Below are 16,023 nucleotides of genomic sequence, written 5' to 3'. Positions count from 1 at the left end.
CGTTTTGATCATAAAAATTTAGAAGATTGGGTTATTGAAGGCCCGAGAAAATTTGAAAAAGACTCGGTAATCAATCAAAACAACTACACCCGTGAAATGGAAAACGTGGTGATAGAAACCGAAGAACATATTTTAAAAGGTAGAACAATTGATCGTAAAAAAATCAGTATGCCTGACATCGATTACAATGAAAAAATTGACGGTAATTTAATTAATGATAAAAAATAATGGATAGTGCTTTTATCATAGAAAAAAGTGTTGTTATTGTAACTGTTTTTGCAATTACGATGATTATGGCGATGTATTCAACCTATGCAGAACGAAAAGTAGCGGCATTTTTACAGGATCGAATTGGTCCTAATCGTGCTGGAAAGTTTGGTTTATTACAACCGCTTGCCGACGGATTAAAATTGTTTACAAAGGAAGAATTTATTCCTAACACCCCTAACCGATTTTTATTTATCGTAGGCCCTGCGATTGCGATGAGTACGGCGTTAATGACCAGCGCAGTAATTCCTTGGGGTGATCGTTTGCATATTTTTGGTAGGGATGTTATTTTACAAGCAACTGATATTGACGTTTCATTACTCTATATTTTTGGAGTTGTTTCTGTTGGTGTTTACGGCATAATGATTGGAGGATGGGCTTCAAATAATAAGTTTTCGTTGATGGGAGCCGTTCGTGCTGCCTCTCAAATGGTTTCTTACGAAATTGCCATGGGATTATCGATGATTGCCTTATTAATGATGACCGGAACCTTAAGTTTAAAAGAAATTTCGGTGCAACAAAGCGGAATGGATTGGAATGTATTTTACCAACCGGTTTCATTTTTAATTTTCTTAATTTGTGCTTTCGCCGAATTGAACCGAACGCCTTTTGACCTTGCCGAATGTGAAACTGAATTAATTGGAGGCTATCATACCGAATATTCTTCTATGAAAATGGGCTTTTATTTATTCGCTGAGTATGCCAATATGTTTATTTCTTCGGCTATCTTATCCATATTGTTTTTTGGAGGATACAACTACCCAGGAATGCAATGGATGATTGATAATGTGGGTGTAAATGTGGCGAATATTCTTGGAATTGTAGCCTTATTCATAAAAATTTGTGGATTCATCTTTTTCATCATGTGGGTAAGATGGACAATCCCGCGTTTTAGATACGATCAATTAATGAACTTAGGGTGGAGAATATTAATTCCGCTTTCAATCATTAATATTATAATAACAGGAATTTGCATTTTAGCTTTTAAATAAAAGATAGTATGTCAACAGCAATACAAAGTATATCGCTTTCAGGTAGAAAAAAAGAAGTATCTCATAAAGAAATGACTTTTTGGGAACGGCTTTATCTGGTAGCCATCGTTAAAGGATTAATTATTACGATCAAACACTTATTTCGAAAAAAAGTAACCGTACAATATCCCGAACAAGTAAGAGAATTTAGTCCAGTATATCGCGGACAACACATGCTAAAACGCGATGAATTCGGAAGAGAAAATTGTACTGCTTGTGGCTTATGTGCTTTATCTTGTCCGGCAGAGGCAATTACTATGAGAGCTGGCGAGCGTAAAAAAGGAGAAGAACATTTGTACCGTGAAGAAAAATATGCCGAAATCTATGAAATCAACATGTTGCGTTGTATTTTTTGTGGATTGTGTGAAGAAGCTTGTCCAAAAGACGCTGTCTATTTAACACTTTCAAAAGAATTAGTTCCTGCTAGTTATGATCGCGAAGATTTCATTTTTGGAAAAGATAAATTAGTAATGCCTTTAGAAATGGCAATGAAAAATGCTCAACTTAATAACGCAAACTAAATGGCACCAATAGTAATTATATTTTATTTTTTAGCTGCTATAACATTGGCTACAGCCTTTTTAACAATTTACAGCAGAAATCCCATTCATAGCGCAATTTATTTAGTATTATGCTTTTTTTCAATTGCCGGACATTACTTATTATTTAATGCACAATTCTTAGCCTTAGTTCATATCATCGTTTATTCTGGAGCCATCATGGTCTTGTTTTTATTTACCATCATGTTGATGAATTTAAACAAAGAAGACGAAGTGCACAAACCAAGAATTACGAGAATAGGAGCGCTAATTGTTTTCCTAATTATGAGTATCGTTTTCATCACCATTTTCATTAATTCGAAAACAATTATGACGGGTTATGATACCAGCGGTGAAGATTTTCAATCGATCAAAGTATTAGGAAAAGTATTGTTAAACGAATACATGTTTCCGTTTGAATTTATCTCTATTTTATTATTAGTAGCGATGATTGGAACGGTATTATTGACTAAAAAAGAAAAAAACAATGAGTAATATATTAAATCAAATCGGTATTGAAAATTATATTTTCTTATCGGTACTTCTTTTTTGCATTGGTGTTTTTGGTGTGTTATACCGAAGAAACGCAATTATAGTATTTATGTCTATTGAAATAATGCTAAATGCAGTAAACTTATTGTTTGTAGCTTTTTCAACCTATCATCAAGACGCAGAAGGACAAGTTTTTGTATTTTTCTCAATGGCGGTAGCTGCAGCTGAAGTAGCGGTAGGATTAGCCATTCTGGTATCGGTTTACCGAAATTTAGGATCAATCGACATTGATAATTTAAAAAATTTAAAAGGATAATCTAAACATGGACACAAATTTAGCTTTACTATTACTTTTATCTCCATTTGTTGGGTTTCTTTTCAATATATTCTTTGGAAATAAAATTAGCAAAGGAATTGCAGGCGTTATAGGAACACTAACGGTTGTATTTTCTTTTTTACTAACCCTTTGTTTTTTTTCACAATTACTTCAGACAGGAAAAGCCATTGAAATTTCATTATTTGATTGGATTTCTATTGGGAATTTAAAAATTGATTTCGGAATTGTGTTAGATCAGTTATCGCTACTTTGGTTGCTTTTTGTAACAGGAATTGGTGCTTTAATTCATGTCTATTCGATCAGTTATATGCACGATGACGAAAACATGCCTAAATTCTTTGCCTATTTAAATCTATTCGTATTTTTTATGATTACGTTAGTCATCGGAAACAACTTATTAGTAATGTTCATCGGATGGGAAGGCGTTGGATTGTGTTCTTACTTATTGATCGGATTTTGGTATAAAAATCAAGCCTATAATGATGCCGCTAAAAAAGCATTCATCATGAACCGAATTGGAGACTTAGGGTTTTTAATTGGTATCTTCATGCTTGCTTCCCAATTTTCAACTTTAAATTACTCCGAAATTCAAACCGCAATTGCAACCGGTCAAGTAAATACTACTACATTAGGAATTGCAGCGCTATGTTTATTCATTGGAGCAACCGGTAAATCGGCGCAATTACCATTATATACTTGGTTACCCGATGCGATGGCAGGACCAACACCAGTTTCGGCTTTAATTCACGCAGCAACAATGGTAACAGCAGGTATTTTCATGATCACTCGAATGAATTTCTTATTTGATTTGACTCCTGAAATTCAAAATATTATTGCCATTATAGGAGCTATCACAGCATTAGTAGCTGCTTCTATCGGATTACTACAAAATGACATTAAAAAAGTATTGGCTTATTCAACCGTTTCGCAATTAGGATTGATGTTTTTAGCCTTAGGAATGGGCGCTTATACCGTTGCCGTTTTTCACGTAATTACACACGCGTTCTTTAAAGCTTGTTTATTCTTAGGATCTGGATCGGTAATTCATGCCTTACATGGTGAACAAGACATGCGAAAAATGGGTGGCTTACGCAAAGTAATGCCGATTACCTTTTGGACGATGATGGTTTCAACTTTAGCCATTGCTGGAATATTTCCATTTGCTGGATTTTGGTCGAAAGACGAAATTTTATTAACCGCATTTGAACATAACAAAGTATTATGGGTTGTGGCTTCAATTGCTTCTATCATGACCGCTTTCTATATGTTTAGATTGATGTACTTAACTTTCTTTAGAACATTTAGAGGAACCGAAGAACAAAAACATCATTTACACGAAAGTCCGAAATTAATCACAATTCCATTGGTAATTTTAGCCGTTTTAGCCGCTATTGGTGGAGCTATTAATTTACCGGGTAGCTTTTGGTTGAACCATTATTTAGAACCTATTTTAACAACAAAACATCATGCACACGTTCTTGGAACTCATGAATTTATGTTGATGGGTGTTGCTTTAGCTGGAGCTGTTGTTGGAATTCTTTGGGCTTATAGCAAATACTTAAAACAAGGTTTTGTTCCAAAAGAAGATGAAGCAATTATAGGATTCAATAAAGTCATTTACAACAAATATTATGTAGACGAAATTTATACAGCACTAATTGTAATACCTATAAATGCAATTTCAAATTTCAGTAGAAAAAGCATCGAACCGCAACTTTCTAAATTAGTATTTAGTTTTGGATCGGCTGCAAACGCGTTAGGCACACAAGGAAAAAAATTACAAAACGGAAATATAGGATTGTATCTATTTATGTTTGTATTAGGGATTTGTACCCTGATTATTTATTTATTTATTGCTCAATAATTTATCACAATGGATGTATCTATACTATTACTTTCTCTATTAATTGGTGCTGTTGTAACCTATTTTTCAGGAGATAAATTGGCTTCAAAAGTGGCTTTACTCTTCAGTTTAGGCGCATTGTTAATTTCGTTAAATATTCTCTATTTATTTGTTAATGGTGGCAATGTTGGTATTTTGCACGGATGGATTACGTTTCCTAAAGTAAGTATTGCACTGTATGCAGATGGTTTATCATTAGCCATGGTGCTTTTAACTACTATTTTGACACCTTTAATTATATTTTCTTCATTTGGAACCACGGTAACAAATGCTAAAAATTTCTATGCTTTAATACTTTTCATGGCCTTTGCTATGACGGGAACTTTTTTAGCAGCAGACGGATTATTATATTATGTGTTTTGGGAATTAGCCCTAATACCTATTTATTTTATTGCCTTAATTTGGGGAAATGGAGATGCAGAAAAACGCAAAAAAGCGGTTCTAAAATTTTTTATATACACATTGGCAGGTTCGCTATTTATGTTAGTGGCATTTGCTTATTTATATACCAAAGCAGGTAGTTTTTTACTACAAGATTTATATAATCTAAACTTATCGACTCAAGAGCAGTTTTGGATTTTCTTTGCGTTCTTTTTAGCTTACGCGATTAAAATTCCAATTATTCCGTTTCATACTTGGCAAGCAAAAGTGTACCAAAGAGCACCAACTGCTGGAACTATGTTGTTATCAGGAATCATGCTTAAAATGGGATTGTATAGCATTATTCGTTGGCAATTACCAATTGCGCCACAAGCTGCAAAACAATACATGCCTATTTTAATTGGGCTAAGTATTGCAGGTGTCATCTACGGATCAATTGTAGCACTTCGCCAAAAAGACTTAAAAAAATTATTGGCTTATTCATCATTGGCACACGTAGGATTAATTGCTGCAGGATGTTATACATTAACGCTAGACGGACTAAGTGGTGCAGTTCATCAAATGATTGCCCATGGATTTGTAATCGTTGGTTTATTTTTTGCTGCAGAAATCATTTATAGAAGATACAATACAAGAACAATTAGTGAATTAGGCGGAATTCGTTCACAAGCACCAAAATTTACCTCATTGTTTATGATTTTGGTTTTAGCATCGGTTGCTTTACCCGGAACTTATAATTTTGTAGGAGAATTTACTGTATTATATAGTTTAAGTCAAGTGAACATTTGGTTAGCTGTATTTGGTGGATTAACTATAATTCTAGGCGCATACTATATGCTTAAAATGTTTCAAAACGTAATGCTAGGCGAAACAAATACAACCGTTTTTAAAGAGGTAACGATTTATGAAACAATAACTTTTGTACTCATTATTGCATTATTATTATTTTTCGGATTGTATCCAAAACCAATCAATGATTTAATACTTCCGAGTTTGAACGATATTTTCTTAACTATTAACAGACTAAAATAAGTCCTAAAAATGAATACAATATTAGCCATATCAGGTTTAGGTGTTTTTTGCCTAATTGCTGAAATCTTCAACCTAAGAAAACTATTAATCCCAGTTGCAATACTAGGACTTGTAGCAATACTAGGGCTTACTATTTCTGAATATAATTTACCGAGTACCCACTTTAATAATATGATTATTGTGGATCGTTTTTCGGTAAGTTTTTCTAGTTTATTTATCGTTCTAACAATTTTTCTAGTAGCTTTAAGTGGTGATTATTATAAAGAACATCAATCTAAATTGTCTGATTATGTTGCTATTAAAATATTTTTATTAGCCGGTGCAGTTGCAATGGTTTCTTTTGGAAACTTAGCGATGTTCTTCATTGGAATTGAAATTTTATCGATTTCTCTTTATGTACTCGCTGCTAGTAAACGATTGGATGTTAAAAGTAATGAAGCCGGAATGAAATATTTCTTATTGGGTTCATTTGCTTCAGGAATTATATTATTTGGAATTTGCTTAATTTATGGCGCAACAGGTTATTTTGACATCGCCGAAATTTATCAACTTTCTGAAGGCGCTGGAATTCCTATTTGGTTTCCTATTGGCTTGACTTTGATCATTATTGGAATGTTATTTAAAATTGCAGCTGTTCCGTTCCATTTTTGGGCTCCCGATGTATATGAAGGTGCGCCAAGTTTAACCACGGCAACCATGAGCACTTTAGCTAAGGTAGTTGCAATGGCAACTTTATATAAGTTAATTCAAGGAATGATCCCTTCAATCCCATACATTTTTGAAGTTGTTATCGTAGTTATTTCAATATTATCCATGACGGTAGGAAATATCATGGCATTACGCCAAAATAATGTAAAACGTATGTTAGCATTTTCAGGTATTTCACATGCGGGTTTTATGTTGATGGCTTTGTTGAGCTTTTCTACTGCTGCAGGAACCTTATTTTATTATGCCACAGCTTATGCTTTAGCAGGAATTGCTGCTTTTGCTGTCATCATTTTAGTAACTAAATCTAAAGACAACCAAGACATTGCTAATTTTAATGGTCTAGGAAAAACAAATCCTTTAATGGCAGGAATATTAACTGCATCATTACTTTCAATGGCAGGAATTCCTATTTTTTCTGGTTTCTTTGCTAAGTTTACTTTATTTACACAAACTATTGAATCGGGTTATCTTATAGTGGTTATTGCAGGTGTACTAAATTCGATCATAAGTGTGGGTTATTATTTTAAACTAATCATTGCCATGTACACTAAAGAAGGTACTGAAAAACAAACTACACCGTTTGTATACTATTTTGTAGCAGTTTTGGCTATACTTTTAAATATTATCATTGGAGTGTTCCCAAATTTAATTATGAATTTGTTGAGCGCCTAAAAACAATAAAAAAAGCCAGTCTATTGAACATGCCCCAAAAAGTTAGACACTATTTGGGGCATGTTCATTCTGGTAGGTCTTTTTTGCTCCACCTCTTGGAGAAAGTTAAAAATTTTATTTCGATAATAATTTATTTAACTATCCGAAAAACATATAGTTAAATATTATAACTTTTTCTAACCAGTAAGAAATAGAATTTATCAGAAAGTATTTTTCTAAGCTTTAATAGCATTGGACCGGGCTTCCCAATAGCATATCGCATTTTATTACTATTGTCTGTTGCGGCTATAAAAATTGTTTTAGCAACCACTTCAGGTCCCTCTGCATCTTTCATAACTTTTTCTGCAGCAGCATTAAATTTTGAAATAAACATATCATAATCAGTTGTATAATTGGGTTTAATGAATTGTCTGCTTCTTCCATAAAAATCGGTTACTATTGGGCCAGGCTCAATAAGTTTTAACTTAATGTTAAATTGTGCTAATTCATAATGTAATGATTCTGTAAAACCCTCAACAGCAAATTTTGTTGCATGATAAATGCTGTATAATGGGAAAGTGATTTTTCCACCCATACTTGAAATTTGAATGATTGTTCCGCCACCGGAAGGACGCATCACTTTTATTGCCTCTCTTGTCACTCGCATTAATCCAAAAACATTTGTGTTGAATTGATTTTCAATTACTTCATCAGACATTGCTTCAAAAGCTCCATCAACTCCATAACCAGCATTATTTAACACAACATCAATAGTTCCAAATTCTTCTTTTACTTTCTTAAATACTTGTGTGATACTATCAAGGTTCGTAACATCTAATGAATAAAGTTTGACATTATTATAGATCTTAAAGTCAGTTTCCTTTTCAGGGTTTCTTTGGGTAGCAATTACATTCCATCCATTTTTTGCAAATTCAATAACGGTTGATTTCCCAATTCCACTTGAAGTTCCTGTAATTAAAATTGTCTTTTTCATATGATTGTATTTTTAATTTGAACAAACGTAGTGGTATAAATTGAAACCTACAACATTAGAGTGTAGTCTATAGTTGTTATTTTTTAATAATTTTTTATATTTGCATTATGTTAATAAATGAAATAGCTAAAATTACTGGGATTTCTGCCCATACGATTCGCTTTTATGAAAAATCAGGATTGATTGAAGGAAAGCGAGACGAATCTATCAAATCAAATAATTATTTTCACTACGATGAAGAAACAATTGAAAAATTGGAATTCATTAGCGATGCTAAATCTGTTGGGTTCACCATAAGAGAAATAGGGCAACTCATAGATGCTTGGTACAATAATAGATTCTGCAAAGAAGAAAAATTAAATATTCTCGATGAAAAATTACATTCTCTTGAACAGAAGATGAAGGAGATTAAAGAAATGAAAAAACAAATAGACGCGTTCAAGAAAGATGTCCTAAACGATAAGTGTTAATTCTAAAATAAAAAAAGCCTAACATTGCTGTTAGGCTTTTTTTGCTCCCCCTCTTGGAGAAAGTTACAAATTTAATGCGATGGTAATTTACTTAACTATCAGAAAAACAAATAGTTAGCAAATTATTATTTATCGTAATTATTATCTTCATACTTCTTCGGATAAAATTACTATAAAATCTTTAAAAACGGTTTTAACTAGAAATTTAAAGTTCTTTCAAAAAATTGTTGGTATAAAGTAAATTTAATTACCTTTGTAAGCGAGCATTTACTAACATTTGGAAATTCCCTATAAGAAGCCCTTAAAAATGAATAATAATAAATTCACCGATAGACAAATAGAAATAATGGAAGCCGCTACATTGCGGATTGACAAATATGGCATTCAAGAATTGACCATAAAAAACTTAGCGGCAGATTTAGTACTTTCTGAGGCTGCATTATATCGACATTTTAAAAGTAAAAATGACATTATGCTTGGGCTTTTATCCTATTTTATTTTTGAAATGAAAGAACGGATTACAACAATAATCGCTAAAGAGGAAAAAACGCCTACAGAGCAATTAAAAGAAATTTTTGCTTCTCAATTAAACACATTTATAAAAAAACCAGCTATTGTAAGCGTAATTTTTTCTGAAGGTATTTTTCAATTTAATAAAGAGCTAAGCGAGATGGTTTCTACTATGATGGAACTGATGCAAACTCATATTGTCGCTATCATAAAGAAAGGTCAAGACGATGGAACTTTCCGTGAATTAATTGGTTCGGCAACTATTTCAACTATTATTATGGGCAGTATGCGTATGACAGTATTAAAATGGAAATTATCTGGGCATAAATCAAACTTAATTAAAGATGGCAACACCGTATTAAACGGCCTTTTAAAAATGATAGAAAATTGAAAACTTTGATACAAAAAACATCCGTGCATTGATTTTTAGAATTTCTGTAACATATATATTTGCAAACATTGCTTATATCACTATCACAAAAAACAAATAAAAAAAAATTGACTTATGAAGTTAGTAAATATTCACACACTTATTTTCATTCTATTGTTTATAATAATAGGATTGAATACTGCACAAGCACAAGTATGGTCTCTGCAACAGTGTATTGACACAGCACAGGTTCACAACAAAAACCTGCAAATGAATAGAAATAATATTTCTATTGGTGAGCAAAAAGAGAAAGAAGCCAAAGCTAATTTAATACCGAAAATAACAGTCAATGCGGATTACAAGTATTTTAGCAATTTACCTTACCAGTTAATGCCATTATCCACCTTTAATCCCACAGCTCCAGTAGGTCAGTATAAAGAAGCTCAATTTGGCGTTCCGCATAACATCAATGCAAACTTACAATTGTCAATGTCGTTGTATAATCCGCAAGTTTACGGTGCCATTCAAACTACTAAAATAGCATCGGAATTAACCGAATTGCAATACCTGAAAACTGAAGAGCAAATCTTTTTTGAAATCTCCAATCTGTATTACAATGCACAAATTTTACATAATCAATTAGCTTTTATTGACAGCAATCTTATAAATGCAGAGAGACTTCTAAAAAATATGCAATTGCTCAATGAACAATTGCTTGCCAAAGGAACAGATGTAAGCAAGGTGAAATTGCAGATTGCGCAACTAACAAACCAAAAAGAAAGTATCAGCAGCAAATACGAGCAAGTTTTAAATGCGTTAAAATTTGCAATGGGTGTTTCCATTGAACAAAAAACACAAATAGACCCAAACATTCAATTTAAAAGAGCAAATGAATATACATCTTCAACAATTTTAGATATTCGTATCATAAAAACTCAAAACCGCTTATTGTCGAGTGAACTAAGTACCTTAAACAAATCAAGGTTTTTCCCTTCGCTAAATATTATTGGAATATATGGAACAACAGGTTTTGGATATGACAAGCAACCGAATGATTTTCTAAAATTCTTCCCTATTGGTTTTGCAGGTATTCAACTCTCTTATCCACTATTTAACGGAACTGTAACGCAAAGGAAAATAAATCAAAAACAATTTGAATTGCAAAATAGTGAACTGCAATTCGGCTTACTCACCGAACAAAATAATATGCAGGTCGAAAATGCAAAACTGCAAAGAATGGTTGCTAAAAAAGCAGTAGAAACAACAACAGAACAAATTGAACTGGCAAAAACCATTTACGAGCAAACAGTCCTTCAACAAAAACAAGGAACAGCAAGCCTAACAGATGTTTTGCTTGCGGACAATGCTTTGCGTGAAGCACAACAAACATATCTGTCTGCTGTAATTGATTATCTAAAAGCAGATTTAGAACTTAAAAAACTAACTGGTAATATTTCAACAACTAAATAATTATTACAATGAACACAAAAACGACAATCTTAAAAAAGGCATTATACATTATCATACCATTGGTATTGATTGCCATCGTAGTAATCAAGTTGAAAAACAACAAAGAAATTACACAAAGCAAAGTTTATCAATATGATAAAGAACAAGCTATTAATGTTCAGGCAGACACCTTGCAAATTGAAAATGTGAATGCCGAATTTTATTATTCAGGAACATTTGAGCCAAACAAGGAAACTAAAATAAGTGCCGAAATACAAGGAAAAATAAATGTAGTTTTAGTTGACGTTGGAAGTGTTGTAAACAAAGGTCAATCATTAGTTCAATTGGATAATTCATTACTAAAATTGCAAATGCAAACCATTGAAGTGCAAATAGAAGGTTTGGAAGCTGATGTAAACCGTTATACAATTTTAGCTAAAGCAGATGCAATTCAAGGTATTCAATTGGAAAAATCGGAATTAGGCTTAAAATCTGCCAAAGTGCAAAGAGCTACTTTACTTGAACAAATAAACAAAACCACTATAAAAGCACCATTCAATGGAGTGGTTACCGCAAAACTTAGTGAAGAAGGGGCATTTGCTGCACCCGGAGTTCCATTACTGCAAATAACGGACATTACAAATTTAAAATTCACCGTAAATGTTCCCGAAAATGAGTTGAGCCAATTCAAATTAAATCAAAAATATTCTCTTTCGGCAGATGCTTATTCTGAAATTCTATTGCCTGGAAAAACAACTATGATAGGCAGTAAGGCTAATATAGGTAGTAGTTTTCCTGTTCAGTTTACGGTTAATAATACTTCCGATTTGAAAATAAAATCAGGAATGTTTGGTAAAGTAATTTTGAAAACTGCTGATCAAGAAAAGGGCATTATTATTTCTGCATCAGCAATAGTTGGCACAGCTAATCAACCACAAGTTTATCTGATTAAAAATGGCAAATCTGTATTGCAGAATATCACGATTTCAAAAAAGATACAGAATAAGGCAATTGCGTCAAATGGATTAAATGAAGGTGATGTAATTGTAACCAATGGATTTATAAATCTTTTTGACGGTGCAAATGTAACTGTTAAATAAAACCAGCAAAAAATGAATATTACAGAAATTTCAATCAAACGACCATCGCTGATAATCGTGCTTTTCAGCTTATTTACATTATTAGGTATTATAGGTTATAAAAATTTAAGTTATGAATTAATGCCCGACTTTAATCAGCCCGTAGTTGTAATCAAAACAGTTTATCCGGGTGCTGAACCCAACGAAGTAGAAACTTCCGTTTCACGAAAAATAGAAGATGCCTTATCCAACTTGGAAGGTGTAGATTATTTGGTTACAAAGTCATTGCCTAATGCTTCTATCATCATTGCCAATCTGAAATACGGAACGGATTTGGATAAAACAATGCAAGATGCTCAACGCTATATTGACAACATTCGTAAAGATTTACCACAGGATATTTTAAGTCCTGTAATGAGCAAAGTTTCACCAAATGATTTGCCAATAATGTCAATTAGTGCAACAAGTAATTTATCTGCTACTGAGTTTTATCAAAAAATGAAAGATGATTATCTGCCACAAATTCAACAAATAAAAGGCGTTGCAGAGATTACCGTTTTAGGAGGAGAAGAAAGAGAAATACAAGTAAAAATAAATCAAGACAAACTGAAATTGTATAAAATTTCAATGGTTCAAGTTGTTGAGGCAATTAATCGATCGGGCTTAGACTTACCTGCTGGAAAAGTGCAAACCGAGAAAGAAAGTAATTCAGTTCGTTTAACTGGAAAATTTACATCGTTAGAAGACATTAAAAACGTTCAAGTGGCAATGCCTGTTTTAGGAAGTCCCGTTTATGTAAAAGATATAGCGAATGTTATTGATGGTATAAAGGAGACAACCTCAATCAGTCGTTACAATGGAAAAAATGGTATTGGTTTAATGTTGAAAAAACAAGGTGATGCAAATGCTGTTGATGTTTCAACGTTAGTTCGAGAAAAATTCAAAGCCATTGAACAACAAAATTCAGATGCAGGTGTGAAATTTATTATTGCAGACGATAGCACAGACAACACTATTGCAGCAGTTAATTCAGTTGTTTTCGATTTAATATTAGCGGTTATATTAGTTTCATTGGTGATGCTTTTATTCCTCAGAAGTTTCAGAAACTCATTAATTGTAATTGTTGCTATTCCTACTTCTTTAGTTACAGCGTTTGCCGTAATGTGGCTTTTGGGTTACACACTTAACCTAATGACCTTACTCGCAATGTCTTTAATCATTGGCGTTTTGGTAGATGATGCTGTGGTCGTATTAGAAAATATTCAAAAACATTTAGACGGGGGGAAAGATAAAAAAACTGCTGCAATGGATGGTCGTATGGAAATTGGCTTTGCTGCATTATCAATTACATTGGTTGACGTGGTTGTTTTCTTGCCTATTCTTTTTTTACAAGTGTTTGTTGCCGATATGCTAAAACAATTTTCCGTAGTTGTAGTGACATCAACTCTTACAAGTTTATTGGTTGGTTTTACGCTTACACCTTGGTTAGCTTCACGTATTGGAAAGAAAGAAGATTTACAACCAACTAATTTTTTCAATCGTTTCTTGATTTGGTTTGAGCACCAATTAGAAAATTTCACCCAGTGGTATGGCAGACAATTAGAGTGGGTTTTGAGCCATAAATTAATTTTTACAGGAATTGTTTTGTTACTTTTTGTAATGACTTTAGGCATTATGAAACAAGGAATTATCGGCAAAGAACTAATCTCAACTGGCGACCAAGGAAAATTTAGAATGGCTTTGGAGTTTGACAAATCCACTTCCATTCAGCAGAATAACTTAATTGCTCAAAAAATTGAAGCATACATTATTCGTCAACCCGAAGTTGCAACGGTATTCAGCAACATTGGCGGACCAAGCACAGGTATTGGAAGTTTGGGCGTTGGTTCTGCAAACAAAACAGAATTTACCATTCAATTAAAATCTAAGAAGGAACTTAAAAATGTGCCAACAGAAACATTTATGAAAAAACTTAGAGAAGACCTAAAGTCAAAATTTCCAAGTATAAATTATTCAATGGCATCATTGGGTTTAATACCTCGTTCAGCACCCATTGAAATTACATTAAGCGGAAGCAATTTGGATTTGGTGATGAAAAGCGGAAAGGATTTAAAAGCAATTATTGAAAAAATTCCCGGAGCGGATAACGTTCGCTTATCGGTTGAAGCGGGTAGTCCCGAATACAAAATTATCCCCGATAAAGATAAAATGCAGCGATTAGGTTTAACAACGGCTTATGTAGGATTAAATCTAAGAACCGCTTTTACTGGAAATGATGATCCCACACTTACCGAGAACGGAACTGAATATCCTGTGAGAATTTGGTTAGATGAATTTAGCCGTCAAAACTTTGAAGACGTGCAACAACTTTCCATTATTAACCCTGTGGGATTACCAATAGAAGTTTCACAATTTGCAACTGTTGAACAAGACAATTCTCCCTCCTTGTTAGAAAGGAAAGACCGCCAACCAGCAGTTACTCTTACTTCTGACGCTTTGGGAAGACCATCTGGAACTGTAGCAGATGATGTTGTAGCTTATCTAAAAGAAAATCCACTATCAAACGGAATACAAATGACTTGGGGTAGCGACATCAAAAGACAAGATGATAGTTTTGGAGCATTAGGTTCGGTATTGCTGATTTCTTTCTTACTGATTTACCTAATTCTGGTCGCACTTTATGACAATTTTATTTATCCATTTGTAGTGTTGTTTTCTATTCCTTTAGCAGCAATTGGAGCATTTTTTGCATTGAATTTGTCGTTAAGCAATTTGAGTTTGTTCGCCTTACTTGGTTTAATTATGCTAATGGGCTTAGTAGTAAAAAACGCTATTCTAATTGTGGATTTTACCAATCAATTAAAAGCTGAAGGCAAACATTTCAAAGAAGCTCTAATCATTGCAGGAAAAGGCCGTATGCGACCAATCCTAATGACAACTCTTTCAATGGTTGTTGGTATGCTCCCAATTGCAATGGCAACGGGTACTGCAGCAGAATGGAAAAATGGTCTTGCTTGGGTAATCATTGGCGGACTTCTTTCCTCATTAATCTTAACAGTATTTTTAGTGCCTATGGTCTATTATTTAGTGGATACCGTTAAAGAAAAATATATCACAGAGAAATACTAAAATGAAACTACGCTCAATATACTATTTGTCTTTGTATTATCACGAACACCTTTTTCTGTAGGTTTAAAGTTGCAACTACAAAAAATGTCTCTTTATTGAAAGTTGTGAGGGTTATTAAACAAAAAAAAGAGGTCGAAATGACCTCTTTCTTGAATTAGCTCCCCCTATTGGAGAAAGTTGCAGTTTTAATGCGATGGTAATTTACTTAACTATCAGAAAAACAAATAGTTAAACAAATAATTCTTTGTCGCAGTTATTATCTTCATACTTCTTCGGAGAAAATCACTTTAAAATCTTAAAAACCTATTCATATGAATGAACTACTACTAATTAAAGAGTTTTTATTGTATAATATCAATAAGGTATAATTATGTATAGATACAGGATTTTATATTTAAGTTATGGAGATTGAACTTAAAATAGTATAATAATACAATTTTTGTATTTTAAACATTATTAATTAAAATAGCTATATTTGAAATAATATATGACGACAGCAATACCTATCTACCCAAAACGAGTTTGTTTTGTACGACTTTGTCATACATATAAACGAGTCCTGTACTTTTTTAAAAAAGCGTGTCAAGATTAAACCTTTCAATGAAAATAATATCTAACAAGGTATAACTATAATAATTAAATAAAATATGATTAGAATATTTTTATTATTTGTCGTGATTT

At 32.9% G+C, this 16,023-nt stretch carries 13 protein-coding genes and 1 pseudogene; 13 read left to right on the top strand and 1 reads right to left on the bottom strand.

Annotated elements, in window-relative coordinates; translation table 11 throughout:
• From ACIQZC_RS04370 to ACIQZC_RS04335, 8 genes and pseudogenes are all read left to right on the top strand, one after another.
• Positions 1-228 (top strand): annotated as a pseudogene (locus ACIQZC_RS04370) (Fe-S-binding domain-containing protein); the annotation flags it as partial.
• Positions 228-1,259, top strand: a complete 1,032-nt coding sequence (gene nuoH, locus ACIQZC_RS04365) for an NADH-quinone oxidoreductase subunit NuoH (protein ID WP_396138022.1) — start codon at positions 228-230, stop codon at positions 1,257-1,259. The pseudogene ACIQZC_RS04370 and the gene nuoH, both read left to right, overlap by 1 nt.
• Positions 1,260-1,267: 8 nt before the next feature.
• Positions 1,268-1,819, top strand: a complete 552-nt coding sequence (locus ACIQZC_RS04360) for a NuoI/complex I 23 kDa subunit family protein (RefSeq protein WP_396138021.1) — start codon at positions 1,268-1,270, stop codon at positions 1,817-1,819.
• Entirely contained in the window at positions 1,820-2,332 is a 513-nt protein-coding gene (locus ACIQZC_RS04355) for an NADH-quinone oxidoreductase subunit J (protein WP_396138020.1), read from the top strand.
• Positions 2,325-2,645 (top strand): NADH-quinone oxidoreductase subunit NuoK, encoded by a 321-nt coding sequence (gene nuoK, locus ACIQZC_RS04350; RefSeq protein ID WP_396138019.1) that lies wholly within the window; start codon positions 2,325-2,327, stop codon positions 2,643-2,645. The genes ACIQZC_RS04355 and nuoK overlap by 8 nt, the downstream gene beginning before the upstream one ends.
• A 7-nt stretch (positions 2,646-2,652) precedes the next feature.
• The gene (gene nuoL / locus ACIQZC_RS04345) at positions 2,653-4,530 is read left to right on the top strand and encodes an NADH-quinone oxidoreductase subunit L (protein ID WP_396138018.1); all 1,878 of its coding nucleotides are present in this window, start codon (positions 2,653-2,655) and stop codon (positions 4,528-4,530) included.
• Positions 4,531-4,539: 9 nt separating this feature from the next.
• Entirely contained in the window at positions 4,540-5,982 is a 1,443-nt protein-coding gene (locus tag ACIQZC_RS04340; RefSeq protein ID WP_396138017.1) for a NuoM family protein, read from the top strand.
• Between the two features lie 9 nt (positions 5,983-5,991).
• On the top strand, positions 5,992-7,362 hold the full coding sequence (locus ACIQZC_RS04335; protein ID WP_396138016.1) for an NADH-quinone oxidoreductase subunit N: 1,371 nt from the start codon (positions 5,992-5,994) through the stop codon (positions 7,360-7,362).
• A 157-nt stretch (positions 7,363-7,519) separates the two neighbouring features.
• Here the strand turns inward: ACIQZC_RS04335 and ACIQZC_RS04330 are convergent, their stop codons facing one another.
• Positions 7,520-8,335, bottom strand: coding sequence for an SDR family oxidoreductase (locus ACIQZC_RS04330; RefSeq protein WP_396138015.1), 816 nt, complete (start codon positions 8,333-8,335; stop codon positions 7,520-7,522).
• Positions 8,336-8,442: 107 nt separating this feature from the next.
• Here ACIQZC_RS04330 and ACIQZC_RS04325 point away from each other — a divergent pair, with 107 nt between their 5' ends.
• From ACIQZC_RS04325 to ACIQZC_RS04305, 5 genes are all read left to right on the top strand, one after another.
• The gene (locus tag ACIQZC_RS04325; protein WP_396138014.1) at positions 8,443-8,805 is read left to right on the top strand and encodes a MerR family transcriptional regulator; all 363 of its coding nucleotides are present in this window, start codon (positions 8,443-8,445) and stop codon (positions 8,803-8,805) included.
• 307 nt (positions 8,806-9,112) lie between these two features.
• Entirely contained in the window at positions 9,113-9,706 is a 594-nt protein-coding gene (locus ACIQZC_RS04320; protein WP_396138013.1) for a TetR/AcrR family transcriptional regulator, read from the top strand.
• Positions 9,707-9,820: 114 nt separating this feature from the next.
• Entirely contained in the window at positions 9,821-11,155 is a 1,335-nt protein-coding gene (locus ACIQZC_RS04315; protein WP_396138012.1) for a TolC family protein, read from the top strand.
• A gap of 8 nt (positions 11,156-11,163) precedes the next feature.
• Positions 11,164-12,234, top strand: coding sequence for an efflux RND transporter periplasmic adaptor subunit (locus ACIQZC_RS04310; RefSeq protein WP_396138011.1), 1,071 nt, complete (start codon positions 11,164-11,166; stop codon positions 12,232-12,234).
• A 12-nt stretch (positions 12,235-12,246) separates the two neighbouring features.
• Positions 12,247-15,342 carry an efflux RND transporter permease subunit gene (locus tag ACIQZC_RS04305; protein WP_396138010.1) on the top strand — a complete coding sequence of 1,032 codons (3,096 nt, stop codon included), beginning with the start codon at positions 12,247-12,249 and terminating at the stop codon, positions 15,340-15,342.
• The last annotated feature ends 681 nt before the right edge of the window (positions 15,343-16,023 follow it).

It is taken from the genome of Flavobacterium sp. (genome assembly GCF_044338735.1).
Lineage (GTDB): Bacteria > Bacteroidota > Bacteroidia > Flavobacteriales > Flavobacteriaceae > Flavobacterium.
The sequence above is the reverse complement of the archived record's forward strand: the minus strand, read 5'-3'. Positions and strand labels throughout refer to the sequence as shown.

Bases quoted from the DNA above. Each gene is read 5' to 3' on its own strand.
- ACIQZC_RS04305 (WP_396138010.1), top strand. From the start codon at position 12,247: ATGAATATTACAGAAATTTCAATCAAACGACCATCGCTGATAATCGTG.
- ACIQZC_RS04315 (WP_396138012.1), top strand. From the start codon at position 9,821: ATGAAGTTAGTAAATATTCACACACTTATTTTCATTCTATTGTTTATA.
- ACIQZC_RS04310 (WP_396138011.1), top strand. From the start codon at position 11,164: ATGAACACAAAAACGACAATCTTAAAAAAGGCATTATACATTATCATA.
- ACIQZC_RS04360 (WP_396138021.1), top strand. From the start codon at position 1,268: ATGTCAACAGCAATACAAAGTATATCGCTTTCAGGTAGAAAAAAAGAA.
- nuoL (WP_396138018.1), top strand. From the start codon at position 2,653: ATGGACACAAATTTAGCTTTACTATTACTTTTATCTCCATTTGTTGGG.
- ACIQZC_RS04330 (WP_396138015.1), bottom strand. From the start codon at position 8,335: ATGAAAAAGACAATTTTAATTACAGGAACTTCAAGTGGAATTGGGAAA.
- ACIQZC_RS04320 (WP_396138013.1), top strand. From the start codon at position 9,113: ATGAATAATAATAAATTCACCGATAGACAAATAGAAATAATGGAAGCC.
- ACIQZC_RS04355 (WP_396138020.1), top strand. From the start codon at position 1,820: ATGGCACCAATAGTAATTATATTTTATTTTTTAGCTGCTATAACATTG.
- ACIQZC_RS04335 (WP_396138016.1), top strand. From the start codon at position 5,992: ATGAATACAATATTAGCCATATCAGGTTTAGGTGTTTTTTGCCTAATT.
- nuoK (WP_396138019.1), top strand. From the start codon at position 2,325: ATGAGTAATATATTAAATCAAATCGGTATTGAAAATTATATTTTCTTA.
- nuoH (WP_396138022.1), top strand. From the start codon at position 228: ATGGATAGTGCTTTTATCATAGAAAAAAGTGTTGTTATTGTAACTGTT.
- ACIQZC_RS04340 (WP_396138017.1), top strand. From the start codon at position 4,540: ATGGATGTATCTATACTATTACTTTCTCTATTAATTGGTGCTGTTGTA.
- ACIQZC_RS04325 (WP_396138014.1), top strand. From the start codon at position 8,443: ATGTTAATAAATGAAATAGCTAAAATTACTGGGATTTCTGCCCATACG.